We start from the raw sequence: 18,498 nt of genomic DNA on the forward strand, positions 1-18,498 counted from the left end.
CAACTATTTACAGCTTTAGTGAATGGCGTTAGTGCTGTCGCCCTCTAGCGCTGCAGTTTGCTGTAAACCATGTTGTGGCTGATTATGATGTAATGCGGTTAACATATTCTGCCAAAAATATGGGCCTAGTTCATTTATTACATTAGACTCTGCGTTTAAAAGCATTGCAACGCCAATCTGATGGTCTGCTGAGTAAGCAATTTCAGCACGATAGCCTTTTACCCAACCACCATGATAAACCAGTTCATCATCACCAAACTGATACAAGCGCCAACCTAGACCATAATTAGCATCTTTGAGGAAGGCTTTCCATTGTTTACGCCGCAGATCACGACGCGTTTTAATATGCCGAGTTGTGAGTTGCTGCAAGTTCTGCTCTGAAAACACTTCAGGATTATGGCCTAATTGGGCGATTAACCAATAGCCTAAGTCAACCACACTTGCATTCACACCTGCCGCTGGCAAAAAGTGATAATAATCTTCAGCGACTTTAACCGGATGCCATTTTTTTCTGGCCATAACATGAGGCATTGCTCGGTTTTCAGTGCTAAAAAACCCATCCATGCCAACCGAAGCGGTAGGTAATTTTAACGGCGTAAATAAACGTTGTTGAATAAGCTCAGCATAACTAAGACCTGTGGTTTGCAGCATCACAGGTTCAATTAAACTAAATAACACATTTTGATAGCCATAGCATTTACCGGGATTACATAGCGGATCTATTTTACTAAACTGCGGTAAAATTCGCGCCATGGGCACATCAGCCTCAATTAAATTGTCATAGGCATTTGGCATAACACCGGTACTTTGCGATAACAAATGATTTAAAGTTAGTTCTTTATTAAAACGTTTTGATTTAAAAGAAAATTCAGGAATGTAATCAATTAACTTATCATCTAAAGCAAACTTACCCTCATCGGCTAATATAATAGATAAGCCAGCCGCAAAAGTTTTTGAAACAGAAGCAAGACGAAAAACAGTATAAGGATCAACTGGTTCTTCTGAACCAAGTTGGCGCACACCAAAACCGGCAGTAGCGATTATTTTATTACCTTTGACAATGGCATAAGCACCACCTGGGACGCCAGCCTCAGTTAATTTAGCAAAAAAATGTTGATCAAAATCACTGATCACTTGACCTAAATCAGCCTCTGCCGCTACCGGCACTGCAACCAACACAGAGAGAAAACTTAACAACAAACTTATAAACCACTGTTTCACTTTGTGTCCTTATACTTACTACCTAACTTTGTATTGTAGGGATTTTGACTTCTGATGCCAAATTTTCTGATCCACTATAATGCCAAGTTATAAATTAGCTTACAAAGTAAAAGTATGTCTTTACATAACCTTTACCCATTAGCACTACTGCGCTGACTTAGCGCTGAGTATAGTATAGGCATAAAGAATGTACGGCTATAAAAGCAGTATTTTGCTAAAGAATAATATTAGGGGTACCTAAATGCGTTATTGGATTTCAGCCATAGTAGTGGCAAGTATTATTGGTGTATTTTGGCTTAGTAATGGCGATAAAGAGCCTGCTATTGAGTATCAAACCCAGGCCATCACTACTGGTGCTATTGAAAGTGTTGTAAATACTGCTGGCAGTACTAAAGCCGTTGTTACTGTAGAGGTAGGCACTGAAGTATCAGGCCTTATCACTAAACTCCATGTTGACTTTAACGACCAAGTTAAGCAAGGCCAAGCTATTGCTCAACTAGATGACCGTAGCTACCAAGCGCGATTACGCCAAACACAAGCCGATGTTACTATGGCTAAAGCCAATTTAGCCCAACAAGAAGCCGGCTTAACCAAATCTAACGCTGAATTAGCCCGTGCTGAGCGTGCCCTGAAACGGCAGCAGCAATTAATAGCTAGTTCATTAAGCAATCAAACTGAGTTAGATAATGCGGTCGCAAGTTTTGATACTGCAGTGGCACAAGTTGCGTTATCAAAAGCGCTTATTCAAAGTGCACAGGCTCAACTACTGCAACGTGATGCTCAATTAGAGCAAGCACAATTAGATTTAGATCGCACTATTATCCGCTCGCCAGTTAATGGCACTGTCATAGATAGACAAGTTGATATTGGCCAAACAGTAGCAGCTAGTTTATCTGCTCCAACTTTATTCACTATTGCTCAAGATTTATCACAAATGCAAATTGAAGCCGATGTAGATGAAGCGGATATAGGCAAAATAGAGCAAGGCCAAGCGGTTAAATTTCAAGTTGATGCTTTTCCTGAGCGCCAATTCCGTGGTCAAGTACAACAAGTACGTAAAGCGGCCAGCAATGTAGCTAACGTTGTTACTTATAAAGTTATTATTGACGCGCCCAATCAGCAGCAGTTGTTACTGCCAGGCATGACTGCAAATTTAAATATTATTCGCGGTCAAAAACAAGATATCTTACGAGTGCCTAATTCAGCATTACGCTTTAAACCTACTGGTATTAAAACTGACACTAATCAGCCCAGACAAACCGATATGGCCGACAAGCTAATTAGTGAGTTAAAACTAAGCGGTGAAAAAGCCGATAAAGTTAAACAACTAATAACCGAATTTCAAAAAAATCTACAACAGGCTTTTGCCCAAAGTAATAGCGCTGGTCCTATGCAAGACAGACGACAAATAATGCAGCAACAGCGGCAAAAAATGCAAAACGCCTTGCAGCAAGTGCTAACAGCAGAAGAGTTTGCGACTTATAGTCAGCTGATGGCTCAAGCCAGAGAACAACGGCAACAGGGCAATAACGGCACAGCGGCCCAAGTATGGAAGCTTGGCGCTGATGGCGTACCTTATGCGGTAGATATCCGTGTTGGCCTTGCTGATGACGAATATAGCGAAGTACTGGGCAATGCCCTAACAGCGGATGATAAGGTAATAGTGCGTGCAGTGAGGGCGAATTAATATGGCCGCTTATGCAAGTAATAGCTGTGTTATTGAAACAAAAGCCATTAGCAAACAATATCAAATGGGCGGACAAAAAGTACAAGCTTTAAAGCCTTTAGATATATGTATTAAAAGCGGTGAATTTGTTGCGGTTATGGGGCCTTCTGGCTCAGGCAAATCTACTTTTATGAACTTGCTAGGCTGTTTAGATTCACCCAGCAGTGGCGAAGTATTATTACAAAACGAAAACATTACCCATTTATCTGCCGCTAAACTGGCACAAATTCGTAATAAGTATATTGGCTTTGTGTTTCAGCAATTTAATTTGTTACCTCGTACTAGCGCGCTAGACAACGTAATACTGCCTTTGCTTTATAGCAAAACAGAAAAACATCTAGCCAAAGGTCTTGCAGAGCAAGCATTAGCCCAAGTAGGTTTAGCTTCTCGCGCTGACCATCACCCAGCACAGTTATCTGGTGGCCAACAACAGCGTGTTGCTATTGCTAGAGCCTTAGTCAATACCCCAGCCTTATTGTTAGCTGACGAGCCTACAGGTGCTTTAGATACCGAAACCGGCTTAGAAATTATGGCGCTATTCCAACAGCTACATCAACAAGGTAAAACTATAGTGTTAGTGACGCACGAGCATGAGATAGCTGCTTTTGCTAATCGCCAGTTAGTCTTTCGTGATGGCGAACTCATTAGCGATACACAATCTACCCCAGAATGCGCCCAAACCACCTTAGATAAATTAAGACAGAAACGTTCTGCCGGAGCACACTGATGAATATGCTAACTTTACTTGCTGTTGCTTGGTCTGCGCTTAAAGTAAATTTAATGCGCAGTATCCTTACTATGCTGGGTATAATAATTGGTGTATCTGCGGTAATTATTATGCTGGCATTAGGTGAAGGCGCCCGTTATGACGTTGATCAGCAAATTAAAAGCTTAGGCGGCAATGTCTTTATTGTCTTTGCCCGTGGTCGCTTTAGTGGTGGCGCTCGTGAATCGTCTGGTAGCCGTCAAGGTTTAACTGAACAAGATGCCTTAGCCATAGAGCAACAAATTCCACAAGTGAATGTTGCCGCGCCCACACTACGTGCTAGTGGCCAACTTATTTATGGCAATATGAATTGGGCCCCCGAAATTAATGGCGTGGATAATCGTATCTTTGCCGCCCAAAGCTGGTCTGTCGTCGCCGGAAGAGATTTTAGCACTACCGAGCTTAATACAGCAGCAAGAGTAGCCATTATTGGCCAAACAGTTAAACGGGAATTATTTGCTGAAAGTGATCCTATAGGCCAAACCATTAGAGTGAATAAAATGCCGGTCACTATTATTGGTGTACTTAATGGAAAAGGCCAAAATACCCAAGGTAATGATCAAGATGATTTAATATTTATGCCGTTAAGTACAGTACGCAAACGTATAGCGGGTACCACTTTATCTAGCCCGACTGCCATCCGCAGTATTATTGTCCAAGTTGAGCATGAACAAGATATGGATTATGTGCAGCAAGAAATAGACAGCTTATTAAGCCAACGTTTACGCAGTACTACTGGCGAAAGCCCATTTAGGATCTTTAACTTATCGCAAATGATCAGTACCCGCTCTGAAACCATGCAAATATTTAATGGCCTATTAGCCGCTGTTGCTTCGGTATCATTATTAGTAGGCGGTATTGGTATTATGAATATTATGCTAGTCTCAGTTACCGAGCGCACCCGCGAAATAGGTTTACGAATGGCGGTAGGCGCTGAACCTAAAGTGATCTTAAAACAGTTTTTAATAGAAGCAGTACTGCTCTGCGGTATGGGCGGCTTAATTGGCTTGCTATTAGCCGTTGCGGTAACCCAAGGTTTAGCCCACTTTGCTGATTATACGGCTATTATTCAACCTAGAGTGGTGCTGATGAGTTTAGGCTTTTCATGCTTAATAGGCGTATTTTTTGGCTACTACCCTGCGACCAAAGCGGCTAAGCTGCAACCTATAGATGCGCTTCGCTACGAATAGCTAAACAAATAAGTCATAACAAAAAGGCTTAATCTAGATTAAGCCTTTTTGTTTTACTGCAACGTCTTAAATAAACTTGATACTTTTCAATAACGGTCACTCAGTTACCAATCATCTAATAAGTCATCAAAAATGTCCTCGTCAATTTCAGGCTCAGCAGGCTTTGGAGGATTACCATCATAAATTTTAAATAATAACCGCTGAAAATAAGACTCTTTAACAAAGGCATAAGGATCTAGCGACTCGTCTAACATTTGCTCTAGTGACATCATTTGTTCACGGCTATCTAGCGCTTTTATAGTAAATCTAGTGATAGTTAACGGCATACTTAATAAAGATAACGGTGAATACCAAGTATCACCAACACGGCCAACTACACCACGAGCCGTATCTGGACCTAGCCCTGGTAGCATTAAATAAGCACCGTCACCTACCCCCCAAACAGCTAGCGTTTGATCAAAATCTTCATCTTGCTCTGCTAAACCAATATGACTAGCAACATCAAAAATACCAAAGATGCCTACAGTGCTATTAACTAAAAATCGGGCGGCACTAATAGCTGTACTGTTAGGTTTTGCCTGTAATGCGCCATGTAAAAAGTTAACGGGTTCAGATAAGTTATTACTGGCATTGATTAAACCTTTACGGGCAGGCTTAGGCACTACTGCCATATAACCAACTGTAGCTGGCCGTAACAAATAGTGATCTAAAACGTCGTAGTTAAAATCCCACATACTACGGTTAAAGCTTTCTAACGGGTCACGTTTATCAACATAACCAGTGCCTGCGGCTGTATTTTCTGTGCTATTAGAGGTGCTATTAGTGGCACAGCCGGCTAATAGCAGCAAAATAGAAACGCTATAAAGAGGTTTAAATATGGCCATGTTACGGCTCCAGCCTTAACTTTATTGAAATATGTGGTTGCTCAAAAGTTAAGACTTCTGAGACAGTTTGGATATCACCTGGCCGCTGCTCTACAGTGCCAGATATTGACATCCTAGCAACCACTTGTATTTGTTCAGCATTAGCTAAGCTCCAGCCTGGCTGCATGGCCATTGACTCTTGTAATAACAACTGCTGCTGCCCTGCCACTAGTGGTATACGCTGTACAGCTAAAGGTAAGGCTGAGCCTTCGGTGGCTCTGGCAAATAAAAATAGCGTAGCAGCTGGATTGGCTTGTTGCAGAGCAGGATCAACATATAAATCGACCGTTATCCGCCTAGTATTAACATCGACATCAACACCCAATTCAATTAAGCGTTGTTGCACCGCAGCATAACGAGGATCATCTGTCTCTAATTCCGCCAATAATACGGTCCAAGCTTGTTTGGCCTGTTCCATATCACCGTTTTCATAAGCTATTAAAGCCATTAAGGATAAGGCATCACTATTTTTAGGCTCTTTAAGTAATACTTTTGCCACTGCACGCCCGGCTAAGGCTAAGCTGTGCTCATCACCAACAATAATCAGTGCTTGGCTATAGCTTAATAAAACAGCAACTCTATCTGGTGTTAGCGCTAAGGCTTTTTCAAAGGCGTCTACAGCTTGCTCAGGAAAACCTTGCGATAAATGAATCCGTCCCAGCAGCATCCAAGCTATAGCATCATCACCTTCTTTAGCTAATTTAGTCCGTAATGCTAAGCCAAACAGCTGGATCTCTTCAGCAGAGAGTGGCTCGCCTTGTTGCAGTAAAGCCCGCTCACCGTATTGTTGCAGGTTATCTTTAGCATGTTGCCATTGCTGTAATTGACTGTAGTTGCCATTAAATGCATAGACCCCAGCAACCAACACTGCAATGCCAACTAACATTAACCAAGGTAATAAGCGGCTTTTTGCTGTCTCTTTTGCAGTAGAATCAGGCGTACCATTTATAAACTCTAATTTTAGTTCGTTAGCAGCTTGAACAAAGTCTGACTCAGCTAACTGACCATTATCACGCGCTAAGGCTAATGCTTGTAACCGTTGTTCAAATAGCGCTGTAGTAGATAAATTTTGCTGCCGACTACGCCGTGGCCAAAAAAGGCATAATGCACAAAGCAGCAGCATTACAGCACTGGCTATTACTAAAGGCCACATCATCATTCTTTACTCCGGTAGCGTTCTATCAACTTATCTAGCTCAGCACTTTGCTTGTCGGTTTGACTATTAGCTGTGTTGTCGTCTTGCTGACTTAAGGTGGCAGATAATGCTTTGCGCCTATAGCCACCAAACAATAACAAAGCGATTAACATCACCAGCGGCGCCAGCCACAACCATAAGGTAAGTTTATTAACAGGCGGTTGATAATGGGCAAAGTCACCATAGCGATTGACCATATAGTCTAGAATTTGCTCACGATTTTTACCTTCCTGAATTAACTGGTAGGTTTTTTCTCGCATATCCACTGCCACTACAGCATTAGAGTCGGCCACATTTTGATTCTGACATTGCGGACAGCGCAGCTCTGCGGTTAATTGCTGATATAACTGGCGCTGCTTAGCATCTTTAAAGGATAAAATCTCTTCTGCGTGGCTAAGATTAACTACCAACGCACAAAGCAGAATTAACAGTAAATGCCTCATGGTTTAGCGCTCCACTGCTGATATAAAGGGGCTATTTTACTACGCCATACTTGTGGATTTATATCACCAATATGATGCAGCCTAATAATGCCTTCAGCATCGATTAAAAAAGTTTCGGGTGCCCCACTGACACCTAAATCTAAAGATAAGGTTCTATTGGCATCTAAGATATTAAATTGGTAAGGATCGCCACGTTGGCGAAGCTTATCTAGCACTTCTTGCTGTAGAGCTGTTAAGTTAAAGGGCTTATCAAAGGTAGGATCTTTAGGTAAGTCGTAATATAAACCAATTATTTTCACCCCTTGCTGGCGTAACTCGGCTAAGTAGGCTAATTCAGCATTACAAGTTGGACACCAAGTTCCCCAGACATTTAACAAAAAGGTTTCACCTTTTAGTTTATCGGCAGTCCATCGCTTTTTTGGTTGCATTAAATCTGGCAAACTAAACTCAGGCAGCACCTTACCTACCGTTACTGAGCTGCGCTCCATAGGATTAGAAAACAAACCGCTGAGTAAAAATAAAGCTAGCGCTAAAAATAAAACTAGTGGTAAATAGTAAAACAATTTACGCATGCTTTACCTCAGCATTTTTATTGGCTTTAATTGCAGGCTTGCGACGGTAACGCTTATCAGCTAAGGCTAACACACCACCTAAAGCCATTAACACGCCCCCTAACCAAACCCAACGCATAAAGGGTTTAACCTGAATACGTAGCGCCCAAGCATTACCTGGCAGCTCTTCACCCAATGAAATATATAAGTCGCGACTTAAGCGCGCATGCACAGCGGCTTCGGTCATTACCATACGCTGAATTCGGTAGAAACGCTTTTCGGCATGTAAATGGGTGACATAGTTACCATTTTTACGTACGTCTATTTCTGCCGCTTGACCGCCATAGTTAGGGCCATTAAGTGCATAAACTTCTGTTAATTTAAAGTCGTAACCCGCCACTGAAGTTACATCACCTACTACCATGCGCACATCGCGTTCTTCGGTGTAAGTTTTGGTCATCACTACACCTACAATTAATACCGCAAAACCAATATGAGCTATGGTCATACCGTAATGGCTGGCATTAAGCTTAGTTAAACCTTGCTTAATAGAACCAAAATTGTGCAAGCGCAATAGAACTTCTGCTAATGCCGACACCCCGACCCAAGCACCTAACAATAAGCCTAGCAAAGCTAAATTTGCTTGTAAGCTTTGCATAGTTACCATTACTGTTAATGCCAGCATAATGGCCGCTATAGCCACTAAAGAGAGTGGTTTAATTAATAACATAAACTGTTGCTGCTTCCAGCGCACCCAAGGACCAAGGCCTAACAAGATGGCAAAGGGAATAGTTAAGTAATAAAACATCTGGTTAAAAAACGGCTCGCCAATAGAGATAGAACCTAAGCCTAATTCTTTATGAAATAATGGAAATAAAGTACCTAAAAATACAATTAAGCAGGCAGTTAATAAAAAGATGTTATTGCTCCATAGCATCATTTCTCGTGAGAAAAGCTGGTAGCGTGCTTGGCTGCGCACAGCACTCATCCGCAAGCCGTAAAGTAATAAAGAGCCACCCACTACTACCAATAAAAAGGCTAATAAATATAAGCCCCTACCTGGATCGGTAGCAAAAGAATGCACTGAGACTAAAACTCCAGAGCGAACTAAAAAAGCCCCAACTAAACTTAAAGCAAAAGCTGATAAGGCCAGTAAAACGGTCCAAGATTTAAAAGTACCGCGCTTTTCGGTTACGGCTAAACTATGAATTAAAGCTGTGCCTGCTAACCAAGGCATAAAAGAAGCATTTTCAACTGGATCCCAAAACCACCAGCCACCCCAACCAAGCTCGTTATAAGCCCACCAGCTGCCCAGCATAATACCTAAGGTTAAAAACACCCAAGCGGCTAATGCCCAGGGCCTTACCCAACGCGCCCACACGCTATCAAACTTACCCCCCATTAAAGAGGCGATAGCAAAAGCAAAGGCAACCGCAAAACCAACATAGCCCATATACAACATAGGCGGATGCATTATCATGCCAAAATCTTGCAATAAAGGATTTAAATCACGACCTTCTACTGGATAAAACGGCAAACTACGAGCAAAAGGATTAGACATTAATAATGAAAAAGCAATAAAGCCGGCATTTATTAGCCCCAATACAGCTAAAATTCGGCCTTGTAACAGTAAAGGTAACGCTTTTGAAAACGCTGCTACTAAGGCTGTCCAGCCAGTAAGCATTAGCACCCATAACAACATTGAGCCTTCATGCGAACCAAAGCTAGCAGCTAAACGATAATACCAAGGCAAGACTGAACTAGAGTTGCTGGCGACATTAATAACCGAAAAATCATTAGTATAAAAGGCATAGCCCAAAGCTGACATAGCAACAGCGCTAAACAAAAACATAGCTATAGCTAGTGGTTTAGCGGTCAATAAAGCTTGCTGATTGCCAGTAACACTGCCATAAAATGGCACTATGGCTAAGATAATCGAAATAGCAAAAGCAAAAGTTAAGGCCAACTGGCCTGCTTCAACAATCATTAATAGCCTCCACTAGCTGGCTGGTTTGCTGGTGGCACATGTTTAATACCTTTCATTGCTTCAGCAACTTCTGGCGGCATATATTCTTCATCATGTTTAGCTAACACTTCAGTAGCAATAAGAGTACGGCTATCTTGCAAAACACCTTGGGCAACTATACCTTGGCCTTCGCGGAATAAGTCAGGTAATAATCCCTGATAAATAATAGTCACTGTAGGGCCAGTGTCAGCCACTTCAAATTGTACTTTTAACGTATTTGGATCGCGTTTTACCGAGCCTTCTACTACCATGCCGCCAATACGGAGCCGCTGGCCTGGTTGCGGAATAACTTTATCTTTACCTAAACCTTCAATTAACTGGGTTGGCGTATAAAATAAATCTATATTTTGCTGTAAAGCATATAGCATAGCCCCAACAGCAGCGGTGATTAAGCCAACAATAAATACAATGGTCAGTAAACGTTTCTGTCGTCTTGGCTGCATTAGTTCTGTTGCTCCTGATACTGCTTAATACGTTGTTCACGAGCAGCTTGCGCTGCAATATCACGTTTTAATTGCTTATGCTGCCAGCGACTATAAACCACTAAAGCAGCTAACATTGCATAGGTGGTGCCAAAAGATAACCAGACATAAAAGCCATAATTACCCATTGCCCAAAATTCTGCCCATGATTGAAAATACATTATGACTTCCTCACCAGCGCTTTTACCCAAGGTCGATGTTGTTCATTTTGTAAAATTGCCGTTCTTAATCTCATACAGACCATAGCAAACATAAAAAGTGCGAAAGCTAAGATGCTTATCAGTAATGGCCACAACATGCTTGGATCTATTGAGGGTTTAGCAAACTTAGTAATAGAAGCGCCTTGATGCAGCGTATTCCACCATTGCACCGAAAAATGAATGATAGGCAAATTAATCACACCGACTACGGCTAATAAAGAGGCCACTTTACTGCCCGTTGCTCGGTCTGAAAACGCACCACTAAGGGCGATAACACCTAAGTATAAAAACAATAAAATTAACTCTGAGGTTAAACGCGCATCCCATTCCCACCAAGTACCCCACATTGGTTTACCCCAAGCCATACCGGTAATTAAGGCAATAGCAGTGTATACCGCACCAATAGGCGCTATCGCTAGCACTGACCACTGGGCAATTTTGACCTGCCAAACTAAAGCAATTAACGCTGCAATAGCCATATAGAAATAAGTACCCATAGACATAATAGCCGCTGGTACATGTAGATGAATAATACGGTAGCTGTCGCCTTGCTGATAATCTGGTGGGGTAAAAGCTAAGCCCCAAATATTACCTAAGGCTAAAGTGATAAGGGCTAATACCATTAACCAAGGTAACCAACGGCCACATAAATGATAAACAGTCTCTGGTTTTGCATAGGGGTGTAACCATTTAAACATGTTAGCTCACATTTATTTTCAATGCGCTAGCCACCGCAAACGGAATTAGCGCCAAACTAAATAATAACATTGCTAAAATTATTGCCAGTTGACCTTGATATGCTAGGCCCATACTAGCTGCCTCCATGGCAGCGCTGGCAAAAATTAGTAGCGGAATATACAAGGGTAATATAAGCAGTGCCAATAAAATGCCACCTTTATCGGCAGATAACGTAAGTGCTGCGCCTAATACACTAAGTAAACTTAATAAGGGTGTACCTAGGGCTAAGGTTAACATCATTGCCGTAAGACTTGCGGTATTTAACCCCAACAATAAGGCCACTAATGGTGATAACAACACTAAAGGTAAACCAGTACTTAACCAATTAGTGCAAATTTTTGCTAAGACAAATGCCATAACTGGCTGTCGTGCAGCCACTAACTGTTCGACTACGCCATTACGATAATCGTCTTTAAATAAACGCTCTGCTGCTAAAAGCACACTTAATAATGCTGCTATCCAAATTATACCTGGTGCCATCTGTCGTAATAAATTAGGTTCGGGGCCAATACCCAAGGGAAATAAAGTCAGCACTATAATAAAAAACAACACCGGATTAAGCCAATCCGCTTTTTGCCGCGCTAATAAACATAACTCACGACGGATAAACTGGCTAAGCATTACCATCGGTAGGCTAACTCCAATTTGTGCATGGCATGATACTCTAGCGTTAAAGGCTGATGGGTGGTTAGTATTATGCCACCTCCGCCTTGTAAATGCGTTAAAAAGTGTTGTTGCAATAAAATAATAGCGACTTGATCTAAAGCGGTAAAAGGCTCATCAAGGATCCAAACTTGCCGTGGTGTAAACCATAACCTTGCCAATGATACTCGTCGCTGCTGACCAGCAGACAACATACGGCAAGGAATATCTTCTAGGCCAGCCAAACCTAAGTTGGCTAAAAGTTGATAATCATCCGTAGCAGCAACACCTGAACTGGCGCGCCAAAAAGAAATATTCTCAATTGCCGTTAAATGCTCATGTATTCCACTATGGTGGCCGATATAACATAAGTTAGCCGCATACTCATCAGCCGCTTGTGCTAATGGCTGCTGTAAATAATAAATTTGACCATCGGTAGGCGAAGCTAGATTAGCCAACAATCGCAGCAGTGAGCTTTTACCTGCACCATTTTTGCCGGCAATTTGCAATAAGTGACCTGCTTTAAGCTGTAAACTAAGTTGCTCAAACAATACTCGATCTTGTCTAATGCAACTAAGCTCTGTGGCTTGTAACAATATTTGGCCGGTAGATACTGAATAAGATAGCAAGGGTAGCGCGCACCTAAAGTTATCGACGACTAAGTAAATTGCGCGCATATTAACATAATGCGACCATAATACGAATGACACAGCCTTTACTAGCAGTAAAAAAGAGTAAAAAATGGATGAAATAAAGTCTACTTTAGCAAGCCTAGTTAATAATTTAGCCCTAGATAAGCCTGCTATTAAATTAGTTGTCGCCCAAATATACCAAGCCCAGCTGCAACAGCTAAGCAGTGGCGCTTTTACCGTACAGTTGCCAACAACTCAAGGCCCATTACAGTTGCCTTTACCGCCAAGTTTTAATTGGCCACAGTCACAGGGTGCAACTATTACTGCGTCACCTCAAACTTTCTTGGTCGAGGTAGAGTTTTTAAGTCAAGAAAAAAATGTATTACAGTTGGCAATAAAGTCAGCCATAAATAAAATAAATTTACCTATTAGCCAAAGCCAAAGTCAATTAATAACCTTGGCATTAAGCCCTAGCCTGTTACAACAACTAGCGGCCTCTAGCACAGTTAATCTTGCCAGCCCACAACATATAAACGAACCTATAGGTAGCGTACTTATTAATGCGGCTTCGCTACCAGCTGCAGCCGTTATTAATGCCACTGTAAGTATGAGCAGCAATAAGTTAATACTAACGATTGCCAATTTAGCTCCTATAGCCCTAAGCCCCGCTGCTAGTCGGGCCTTAAGTGCTGTTATACAGCGGCAAACTATTAGTTATGGTAATGAGCAACCGGTACAATTACTTATTCGCCCTAGCAGTTCACAACTACAGCTAGTCACAGCTAATTCTGCATTAAATAGCAAAATAGACTTAAGCCCAGAAGTCCACCAAGCTATCCAGCAACAATTACGTAATTTAGTTAATCAACAAGCGCCTACTTTAACCTTGCAAAACCATCAACTCAGCTTGGGTAAAATGCCGGTATTAAATTTAGCCCCGCAGTTAAAAACCGCGGGTTTAAATAATAACTACCAAGTACAAATTTTGCAGGATGCTAAGCAGTGGCTATTACAATTAAGTTCAAAACCTCTTAATGAGCTAGTAACAATACCTAGCGATAAACTTAACCAAACTGTGCAGCTGCTCCAAACTCCAGCAACAACTAGCAGTCATAAAACAGCTCCAGCTATTAGCTTATCAAAAGATACTCAGCAACAAAGTGTACAACATGCTTGGCGCCAGTTATTACCACTATTAGCCCCTACTATTGATCCCTTAGCCGAACTTAGCTCGCAAGAACCTATAATTAATAAAGTTTTGGCTTTAATTCGTCAAAGTCAACCTGATGGTAATAAAGTGCTATCAAGCCCCCAGTTAATGCAGCAACTAAATAGCCTACTGCAGTTTCAACCTTTACAAACAACGCCTAACTTACAAACAGGTGCTGGCACCTTAGCTTTAGCCATTCAATTATTACTAGGTAATTTACAACAAAAAGCGACTGCGCCTGCCAATCAAAGCACACAAGGACAACGCTTAGCATCGCTTATTGGCCAACTAGAGCCAGCACAAGCAAGTCGCTTATTGCGGCATCTAGGCACACACAGTAGCGCTTTGCAGCAAAGTCAATTAAATATGCTCGATACCACCAGTAATCAGCAACTAGTGTTGCAATTACCCTTACAACAAGGCCAACAAAGTGTCTTAAATCAAATTACAATTGAACAACGCGAAGCCGACAACAAAAATGAGACTAAGAGTAAAAAACAATGGCGGCTAACAATGAAGTTTGACTTACAGCAACTTGGTAAGCTACTTGTCGTCGCCAGCTTACAGGAGCAAGAGTTACAACTGCAGTTTTACGCCGAACAAGAGCAAGCACAAAGAGTAACAGAGAAGTTTTTACCCTTATTAAAAGAGCGCTGCCAAGCGCAAGGAATAGCCGTAAATAAAGCAGAATGTGTTCTTGGTAAAATACCTGATAGCTTAGTCCCTAGAACTAACAGCTTAGTGACGATAAGAGTATAGTAAATATGAATAAATATAAGCAGTTCGATAGTCTTAATCAACCAAGTGCAGATACAGCATCCGGGCATAAAACAGCGACTGCCTTACAATATTCAGGTAAAGCAGCACCTACGGTTACCGCTAAAGGCCACGACGACTTAGCCGAAGATATTATCGCCTTAGCAAAGCAGCATGGAGTCTTAGTCCATCAAGATGATGAGTTAAGTAAACTTCTTAATCAGTTGAGTTTAGGTGACGAGATCCCACAGCAATTGTATATCGTTATTGCTGAGTTAATCGCATTTTCTTATGTGTTACAGGGCAAGTTTCCAGATAATTGGCACAACATTCATCAACGTATTGATATTAAAACTTAAGTAAAAAAGTTAACCAGACTTAGTTTGATGCAGACGTAATAAGAGCTCGGCCTCGGCTCGGGGTAGCTCACATTCTTGAATAATCTCTTCTAAGCCAGCGCCTAATTCCACCATTTTCATCGCTCGGCTATATATTTTTGCTTCTGGGTCGGCTAGTTCTAATGACTGCTGTTTATCTGTTAAGTGCTGCAGTTGTTGTTGTTGCTCAGTTAGCTCTGATTCAAAGTTTATTACTCGCTGACCTACGCCGATAATGCCACTACGTAATTCTTTAATTTCATGGCCAAGATTATTATTTTTCTCTGTTGTGCTGATTAAGGTTGTCAGCTGTTTTTGTAGCTTTTGTAGCTGCTGCTGACCACGACGCTGCCTAAGGTATAATGCTATCGCTAACCCTATAATTAAAACAGTTTGTGTCAGTACAACAGCCCATAACATCATCATTAAATAGCGCCAATATCATCCCACTCTTCTTCACTGAGTAGTTTATTTAAATCGACTAAAATTAATAACTCATCATCGCGGTTTGATACACCTTGAATAAAGCGAGCACTTTCATCCGTGCCTACATTAGGTGCAGTGTCTATGTCGGACTGTTTTAAATAAACCACTTCCGCCACACTATCTACCAAGATACCTATCACTTGTTTTTCAGCTTCAATAATCACAATACGACTATTATCGGTTACTTCTGCCGACTCTAAACCAAAACGCGTTCGAGTATCAATAACAGTAACAACGTTACCGCGCAAGTTAATAATACCGACAACATAGTCAGGCGAGCCTGGTACCGCAGCAATTTCTGTGTAACGCAGTACTTCTTGCACTTGCATAACATTAATACCATAGGTTTCTTCTTGCAGTTTAAATGTAACCCACTGCAACACTACATCAGAGCTAGCACTTTTTGCTTTAGCTTGTTTAGTTAGTGTACTCATACCCGGCTCCTTAATACTTCTTTATAATTATGCTGTAATATCTAAACCGCGGTTTAGTAAATCAATCATGACATCAACATCAAGTAATACACACATATGCTCTTTAATCACACCGGCCATCCAAGGTCGTTTACCTTCAACTTGGCGCCATTTTACATCTTCTTGCTCTAGCACAAAGGTATTAACTAAAGACTCACAACAAATACCCCAATTGCTTTGACCAAGCATAATGACATATTGATAATTTAACTGTTGTTGCATTTGTTGATCATACTTCTCGGGCATTACCCAACAAGCCGTATCAACAATATTAATTTTTTGCTCGCGATATAGCATAACACCTTTAAACCACTGCGGTTTAGCAAACAAACTATTTACACGGCCTAATTTATGAATGCCGCCAAGCTCTTTTAAAGGCACTGCAACTTTTAATCCAGCCAACTCAAAAAATAAAGCTTGAAAACGTCCTGTTCGATATTCTTTCTCTGCTGTTACTGTACTTTGAGTTGTTTCTGTTAGTAAGGTATCCGTTTGCTTTTTAAGCGTTACTGCCGCTACGGCTGCTATATTTTCTTTTGGCTTAACAGCGACTTTAGGCTTACTGACTGCTGGTTTATTTTGGCTTACTTGCGCCAGCAAGCTATTTAGCTGCTGTTGTTGCTGCTTAGCCAGTACATCGACTTCGGCTTTCTCTTCCGTTAATAACGCCGACAGATAATGTTGCATCACCTTATGACTCGCATTTAAATTGCTCATCATCTACTCCGAGCTTAACTGCAACAAATAAGTCAACAAGGTATTATAAGCAAATACGCCACGTGATGAAGCTGCATAAATATTAGGTGGCGTATGCGCTAAGCTAGCATCTCTAAACTTAGTATCAATAGGGATAACAGACGGCCAAACCTTATCTTTGTGATTCAACTTTAATGTTTTATAGGCTTCTAGGGAAGCATTAGTTCTTTTATCATACATAGTGGCAACTATAGTATAAGGATATATTTTTTTCTGCGAACTAGACATTAATTGAATTGTAGCGATCATTCGATCTAAGCCTTTTAAGGCCAAAAATTCAGTTTGCACCGGTATAACTAATCTATCACATGCTGCTATTGCATTAACCATCAACACCCCCATTACAGGTGGACAATCAATTAACACATAATCATACTCAGACTCTATTTTTAATAAGGCTTTTTTCAACATTAAGCCCATACCGCCACGAGCACCTAAAGAGCGATCTAAGGTAGACAGCGCCATAGATGCTGGCAAAATATCTAAATTTGTAACGCCACTTGGGCAAAGCGACTGTAAAACTTGCTCAGAAGTTACATCGTTACCGCGAATAAAAATATCGTAAACGCTCATCTCCAATTCTTCAGCGTCAATGCCAAAGTAATAGGTTAATGAAGCATGGGGGTCGGTATCAACTAACAGTACTCTGTTACCTCGCTCTGCTAATAAGCCTGCTAAGCTAACAGCTGTTGTCGTTTTACCTACGCCCCCTTTTTGATTGGCAACTGTCCAAATAATCACACTATTGTCCTTGCTCTTGTGGAGCCGGTGGTCGTGTTGTAATACGAATACCGCCTCCAGGTAAGGCAATTATTTTAATACTGCCATCATCTTGAGTAATCTGTTGTAGCTTTTGTTGTAACTGAACATCTTCAGGCTGAGATTCTACAGATGCTGGCTCAACTTGCTGATAACCATAACGAGAAATGGCAATCACTACTTTGCGGTTTTCAGCTCGACCTTGAGCGGTGTTATTATCAGTAAAGGGATAATACTGACCAAACCCCTCAATGGCCATTCGAAAAGGGTTAGTGCCTAATTGCTCTAAAACACGTAACACAGAAGCAGCTCGACTCGCCGACAACTGCCAGTTTGAAGCAAAAATCTCATTATTAATCGGACGATTATCGGTATAACCGCGAACCCGAATATAATTATCTATCGGATTAATAATTTTTGTTATTTCAGTTAATAAGGTTACAGCTGAGTCAGTTGTCGTAGCGCTACCACTAGCAAAGAGTAAGCCGCTATTTAACTCAATAGTTAGCCAATTTTCATCACGTTGAATTTTAGTTAAGCCTTGGTCAATTAAGCTATCTAAGGCTTTTACCAATTGCTGCTCTACTGATATTAAGGGACTACCTAGCTTTTTATGATCAACTTCTGACAAAGTACTAGCATCAGCTAATAAAGTAGGGCCTTTTGCAGGCTCTAACGAAGTGCCATATAAAGTTAATTCACTTTGTGGGCCAATATGGCTTAATAAACCTTTCCCCTTTAATCCAGTTTCAGACTCCGTTGGCGTATCAAAAATACGGGTCAAACTTTGGGCTAAAGCACTATATTGTTCTTCTTTAATAATCGACATTGCGTACAGGACAACAAAGAGCGCAAACAAAAGCGTCATAAAATCAGCATAAGAAACTAACCAGCGATCTAAATGCTCATCATGTTGCTGCTGATGCCTGCTGCGATGACGATACAT

Annotated in this window: 21 protein-coding genes; 5 read left to right on the forward strand and 16 right to left on the reverse strand. The window is 41.3% G+C overall.

Going from position 1 to position 18,498, the window contains the following annotated elements; genetic code table 11:
- Window positions 1–15 precede the first annotated feature (15 nt).
- Window positions 16–1,221 (reverse strand): serine hydrolase domain-containing protein, encoded by a 1,206-nt coding sequence (locus RDV63_RS12575; RefSeq protein WP_313909852.1) that lies wholly within the window; start codon window positions 1,219–1,221, stop codon window positions 16–18.
- Between the two features lie 241 nt (window positions 1,222–1,462).
- Between RDV63_RS12575 and RDV63_RS12580 the strand changes: the two genes are divergently transcribed.
- The 3 genes from RDV63_RS12580 to RDV63_RS12590 are packed head-to-tail and all read left to right on the forward strand — an operon-like array spanning window position 1,463 to window position 4,903.
- Window positions 1,463–2,908 (forward strand): efflux RND transporter periplasmic adaptor subunit, encoded by a 1,446-nt coding sequence (locus tag RDV63_RS12580; RefSeq protein WP_313909853.1) that lies wholly within the window; start codon window positions 1,463–1,465, stop codon window positions 2,906–2,908.
- Between the two features lies 1 nt (window position 2,909).
- On the forward strand, window positions 2,910–3,674 hold the full coding sequence (locus tag RDV63_RS12585) for an ABC transporter ATP-binding protein (protein WP_313909854.1): 765 nt from the start codon (window positions 2,910–2,912) through the stop codon (window positions 3,672–3,674).
- On the forward strand, window positions 3,674–4,903 hold the full coding sequence (locus RDV63_RS12590; RefSeq protein WP_313909855.1) for an ABC transporter permease: 1,230 nt from the start codon (window positions 3,674–3,676) through the stop codon (window positions 4,901–4,903). Before RDV63_RS12585 ends, RDV63_RS12590 begins: the two co-directional genes overlap by 1 nt.
- Window positions 4,904–5,007: 104 nt before the next feature.
- Here the strand turns inward: RDV63_RS12590 and RDV63_RS12595 are convergent, their stop codons facing one another.
- The 10 genes from RDV63_RS12595 to ccmA are packed head-to-tail and all read right to left on the reverse strand — an operon-like array spanning window position 5,008 to window position 12,813.
- Complete coding sequence (locus RDV63_RS12595; RefSeq protein WP_313909856.1) at window positions 5,008–5,787, reverse strand: VacJ family lipoprotein; 780 nt, start codon at window positions 5,785–5,787, stop codon at window positions 5,008–5,010.
- A 1-nt stretch (window position 5,788) separates the two neighbouring features.
- Complete coding sequence (gene ccmI, locus RDV63_RS12600; protein ID WP_313909857.1) at window positions 5,789–6,985, reverse strand: c-type cytochrome biogenesis protein CcmI; 1,197 nt, start codon at window positions 6,983–6,985, stop codon at window positions 5,789–5,791.
- On the reverse strand, window positions 6,982–7,464 hold the full coding sequence (locus RDV63_RS12605; RefSeq protein WP_313909858.1) for a cytochrome c-type biogenesis protein: 483 nt from the start codon (window positions 7,462–7,464) through the stop codon (window positions 6,982–6,984). Before RDV63_RS12605 ends, ccmI begins: the two co-directional genes overlap by 4 nt.
- A complete protein-coding gene (locus RDV63_RS12610) occupies window positions 7,461–8,036 on the reverse strand; it encodes a DsbE family thiol:disulfide interchange protein (RefSeq protein ID WP_313909859.1) in 576 nt (191 codons plus the stop codon). Before RDV63_RS12610 ends, RDV63_RS12605 begins: the two co-directional genes overlap by 4 nt.
- On the reverse strand, window positions 8,029–10,002 hold the full coding sequence (locus tag RDV63_RS12615; protein ID WP_313909860.1) for a heme lyase CcmF/NrfE family subunit: 1,974 nt from the start codon (window positions 10,000–10,002) through the stop codon (window positions 8,029–8,031). The genes RDV63_RS12610 and RDV63_RS12615 overlap by 8 nt, the downstream gene beginning before the upstream one ends.
- A complete protein-coding gene (gene ccmE / locus RDV63_RS12620) occupies window positions 10,002–10,484 on the reverse strand; it encodes a cytochrome c maturation protein CcmE (protein ID WP_313909861.1) in 483 nt (160 codons plus the stop codon). The genes RDV63_RS12615 and ccmE overlap by 1 nt, the downstream gene beginning before the upstream one ends.
- Complete coding sequence (gene ccmD / locus RDV63_RS12625) at window positions 10,484–10,684, reverse strand: heme exporter protein CcmD (RefSeq protein WP_313909862.1); 201 nt, start codon at window positions 10,682–10,684, stop codon at window positions 10,484–10,486. The genes ccmE and ccmD overlap by 1 nt, the downstream gene beginning before the upstream one ends.
- Complete coding sequence (locus RDV63_RS12630) at window positions 10,684–11,421, reverse strand: heme ABC transporter permease (protein WP_313909863.1); 738 nt, start codon at window positions 11,419–11,421, stop codon at window positions 10,684–10,686. The genes ccmD and RDV63_RS12630 overlap by 1 nt, the downstream gene beginning before the upstream one ends.
- Window position 11,422: 1 nt before the next feature.
- Window positions 11,423–12,088, reverse strand: coding sequence for a heme exporter protein CcmB (gene ccmB, locus RDV63_RS12635; RefSeq protein WP_313909864.1), 666 nt, complete (start codon window positions 12,086–12,088; stop codon window positions 11,423–11,425).
- Window positions 12,082–12,813, reverse strand: a complete 732-nt coding sequence (gene ccmA / locus RDV63_RS12640; protein ID WP_313909865.1) for a cytochrome c biogenesis heme-transporting ATPase CcmA — start codon at window positions 12,811–12,813, stop codon at window positions 12,082–12,084. Before ccmA ends, ccmB begins: the two co-directional genes overlap by 7 nt.
- 31 nt (window positions 12,814–12,844) lie before the next feature.
- Between ccmA and RDV63_RS12645 the strand changes: the two genes are divergently transcribed.
- Window positions 12,845–14,704 (forward strand): flagellar hook-length control protein FliK, encoded by a 1,860-nt coding sequence (locus RDV63_RS12645; protein ID WP_313909866.1) that lies wholly within the window; start codon window positions 12,845–12,847, stop codon window positions 14,702–14,704.
- A 5-nt stretch (window positions 14,705–14,709) separates the two neighbouring features.
- Complete coding sequence (locus tag RDV63_RS12650; protein ID WP_313909867.1) at window positions 14,710–15,060, forward strand: EscU/YscU/HrcU family type III secretion system export apparatus switch protein; 351 nt, start codon at window positions 14,710–14,712, stop codon at window positions 15,058–15,060.
- A 9-nt stretch (window positions 15,061–15,069) separates the two neighbouring features.
- Here RDV63_RS12650 and RDV63_RS12655 read toward each other — a convergent pair whose 3' ends face one another.
- Genes RDV63_RS12655 through RDV63_RS12675 form a run of 5 tightly spaced genes read right to left on the reverse strand, consistent with a single transcriptional unit; the run spans window position 15,070 to window position 18,498 of the window.
- On the reverse strand, window positions 15,070–15,504 hold the full coding sequence (locus tag RDV63_RS12655) for a DUF2802 domain-containing protein (protein ID WP_313909868.1): 435 nt from the start codon (window positions 15,502–15,504) through the stop codon (window positions 15,070–15,072).
- Complete coding sequence (locus tag RDV63_RS12660) at window positions 15,504–15,998, reverse strand: chemotaxis protein CheW (RefSeq protein WP_313909869.1); 495 nt, start codon at window positions 15,996–15,998, stop codon at window positions 15,504–15,506. The genes RDV63_RS12655 and RDV63_RS12660 overlap by 1 nt, the downstream gene beginning before the upstream one ends.
- Window positions 15,999–16,025: 27 nt before the next feature.
- Entirely contained in the window at window positions 16,026–16,754 is a 729-nt protein-coding gene (locus RDV63_RS12665) for a chemotaxis protein CheW (RefSeq protein ID WP_313909870.1), read from the reverse strand.
- A gap of 3 nt (window positions 16,755–16,757) precedes the next feature.
- On the reverse strand, window positions 16,758–17,534 hold the full coding sequence (locus RDV63_RS12670) for a ParA family protein (RefSeq protein WP_313909871.1): 777 nt from the start codon (window positions 17,532–17,534) through the stop codon (window positions 16,758–16,760).
- Window position 17,535: 1 nt separating this feature from the next.
- Window positions 17,536–18,498, reverse strand: a complete 963-nt coding sequence (locus tag RDV63_RS12675; RefSeq protein ID WP_313909872.1) for a flagellar motor protein MotB — start codon at window positions 18,496–18,498, stop codon at window positions 17,536–17,538.

The organism is Rheinheimera sp. MMS21-TC3 (assembly GCF_032229285.1).
Classification (GTDB): domain Bacteria; phylum Pseudomonadota; class Gammaproteobacteria; order Enterobacterales; family Alteromonadaceae; genus Alishewanella.

Coding starts and splice junctions, on each gene's coding strand:
- RDV63_RS12580 (WP_313909853.1), top strand. CDS start 1,463: ATGCGTTATTGGATTTCAGCCATAGTAGTGGCAAGTATTATTGGTGTA.
- RDV63_RS12585 (WP_313909854.1), top strand. CDS start 2,910: ATGGCCGCTTATGCAAGTAATAGCTGTGTTATTGAAACAAAAGCCATT.
- RDV63_RS12590 (WP_313909855.1), top strand. CDS start 3,674: ATGAATATGCTAACTTTACTTGCTGTTGCTTGGTCTGCGCTTAAAGTA.
- RDV63_RS12595 (WP_313909856.1), bottom strand. CDS start 5,787: ATGGCCATATTTAAACCTCTTTATAGCGTTTCTATTTTGCTGCTATTA.
- ccmI (WP_313909857.1), bottom strand. CDS start 6,985: ATGATGATGTGGCCTTTAGTAATAGCCAGTGCTGTAATGCTGCTGCTT.
- RDV63_RS12605 (WP_313909858.1), bottom strand. CDS start 7,464: ATGAGGCATTTACTGTTAATTCTGCTTTGTGCGTTGGTAGTTAATCTT.
- RDV63_RS12610 (WP_313909859.1), bottom strand. CDS start 8,036: ATGCGTAAATTGTTTTACTATTTACCACTAGTTTTATTTTTAGCGCTA.
- RDV63_RS12615 (WP_313909860.1), bottom strand. CDS start 10,002: ATGATTGTTGAAGCAGGCCAGTTGGCCTTAACTTTTGCTTTTGCTATT.
- ccmE (WP_313909861.1), bottom strand. CDS start 10,484: ATGCAGCCAAGACGACAGAAACGTTTACTGACCATTGTATTTATTGTT.
- ccmD (WP_313909862.1), bottom strand. CDS start 10,684: ATGTATTTTCAATCATGGGCAGAATTTTGGGCAATGGGTAATTATGGC.
- RDV63_RS12630 (WP_313909863.1), bottom strand. CDS start 11,421: ATGTTTAAATGGTTACACCCCTATGCAAAACCAGAGACTGTTTATCAT.
- ccmB (WP_313909864.1), bottom strand. CDS start 12,088: ATGGTAATGCTTAGCCAGTTTATCCGTCGTGAGTTATGTTTATTAGCG.
- RDV63_RS12645 (WP_313909866.1), top strand. CDS start 12,845: ATGGATGAAATAAAGTCTACTTTAGCAAGCCTAGTTAATAATTTAGCC.
- RDV63_RS12650 (WP_313909867.1), top strand. CDS start 14,710: ATGAATAAATATAAGCAGTTCGATAGTCTTAATCAACCAAGTGCAGAT.
- RDV63_RS12655 (WP_313909868.1), bottom strand. CDS start 15,504: ATGATGATGTTATGGGCTGTTGTACTGACACAAACTGTTTTAATTATA.
- RDV63_RS12660 (WP_313909869.1), bottom strand. CDS start 15,998: ATGAGTACACTAACTAAACAAGCTAAAGCAAAAAGTGCTAGCTCTGAT.
- RDV63_RS12665 (WP_313909870.1), bottom strand. CDS start 16,754: ATGAGCAATTTAAATGCGAGTCATAAGGTGATGCAACATTATCTGTCG.
- RDV63_RS12675 (WP_313909872.1), bottom strand. CDS start 18,498: ATGTATCGTCATCGCAGCAGGCATCAGCAGCAACATGATGAGCATTTA.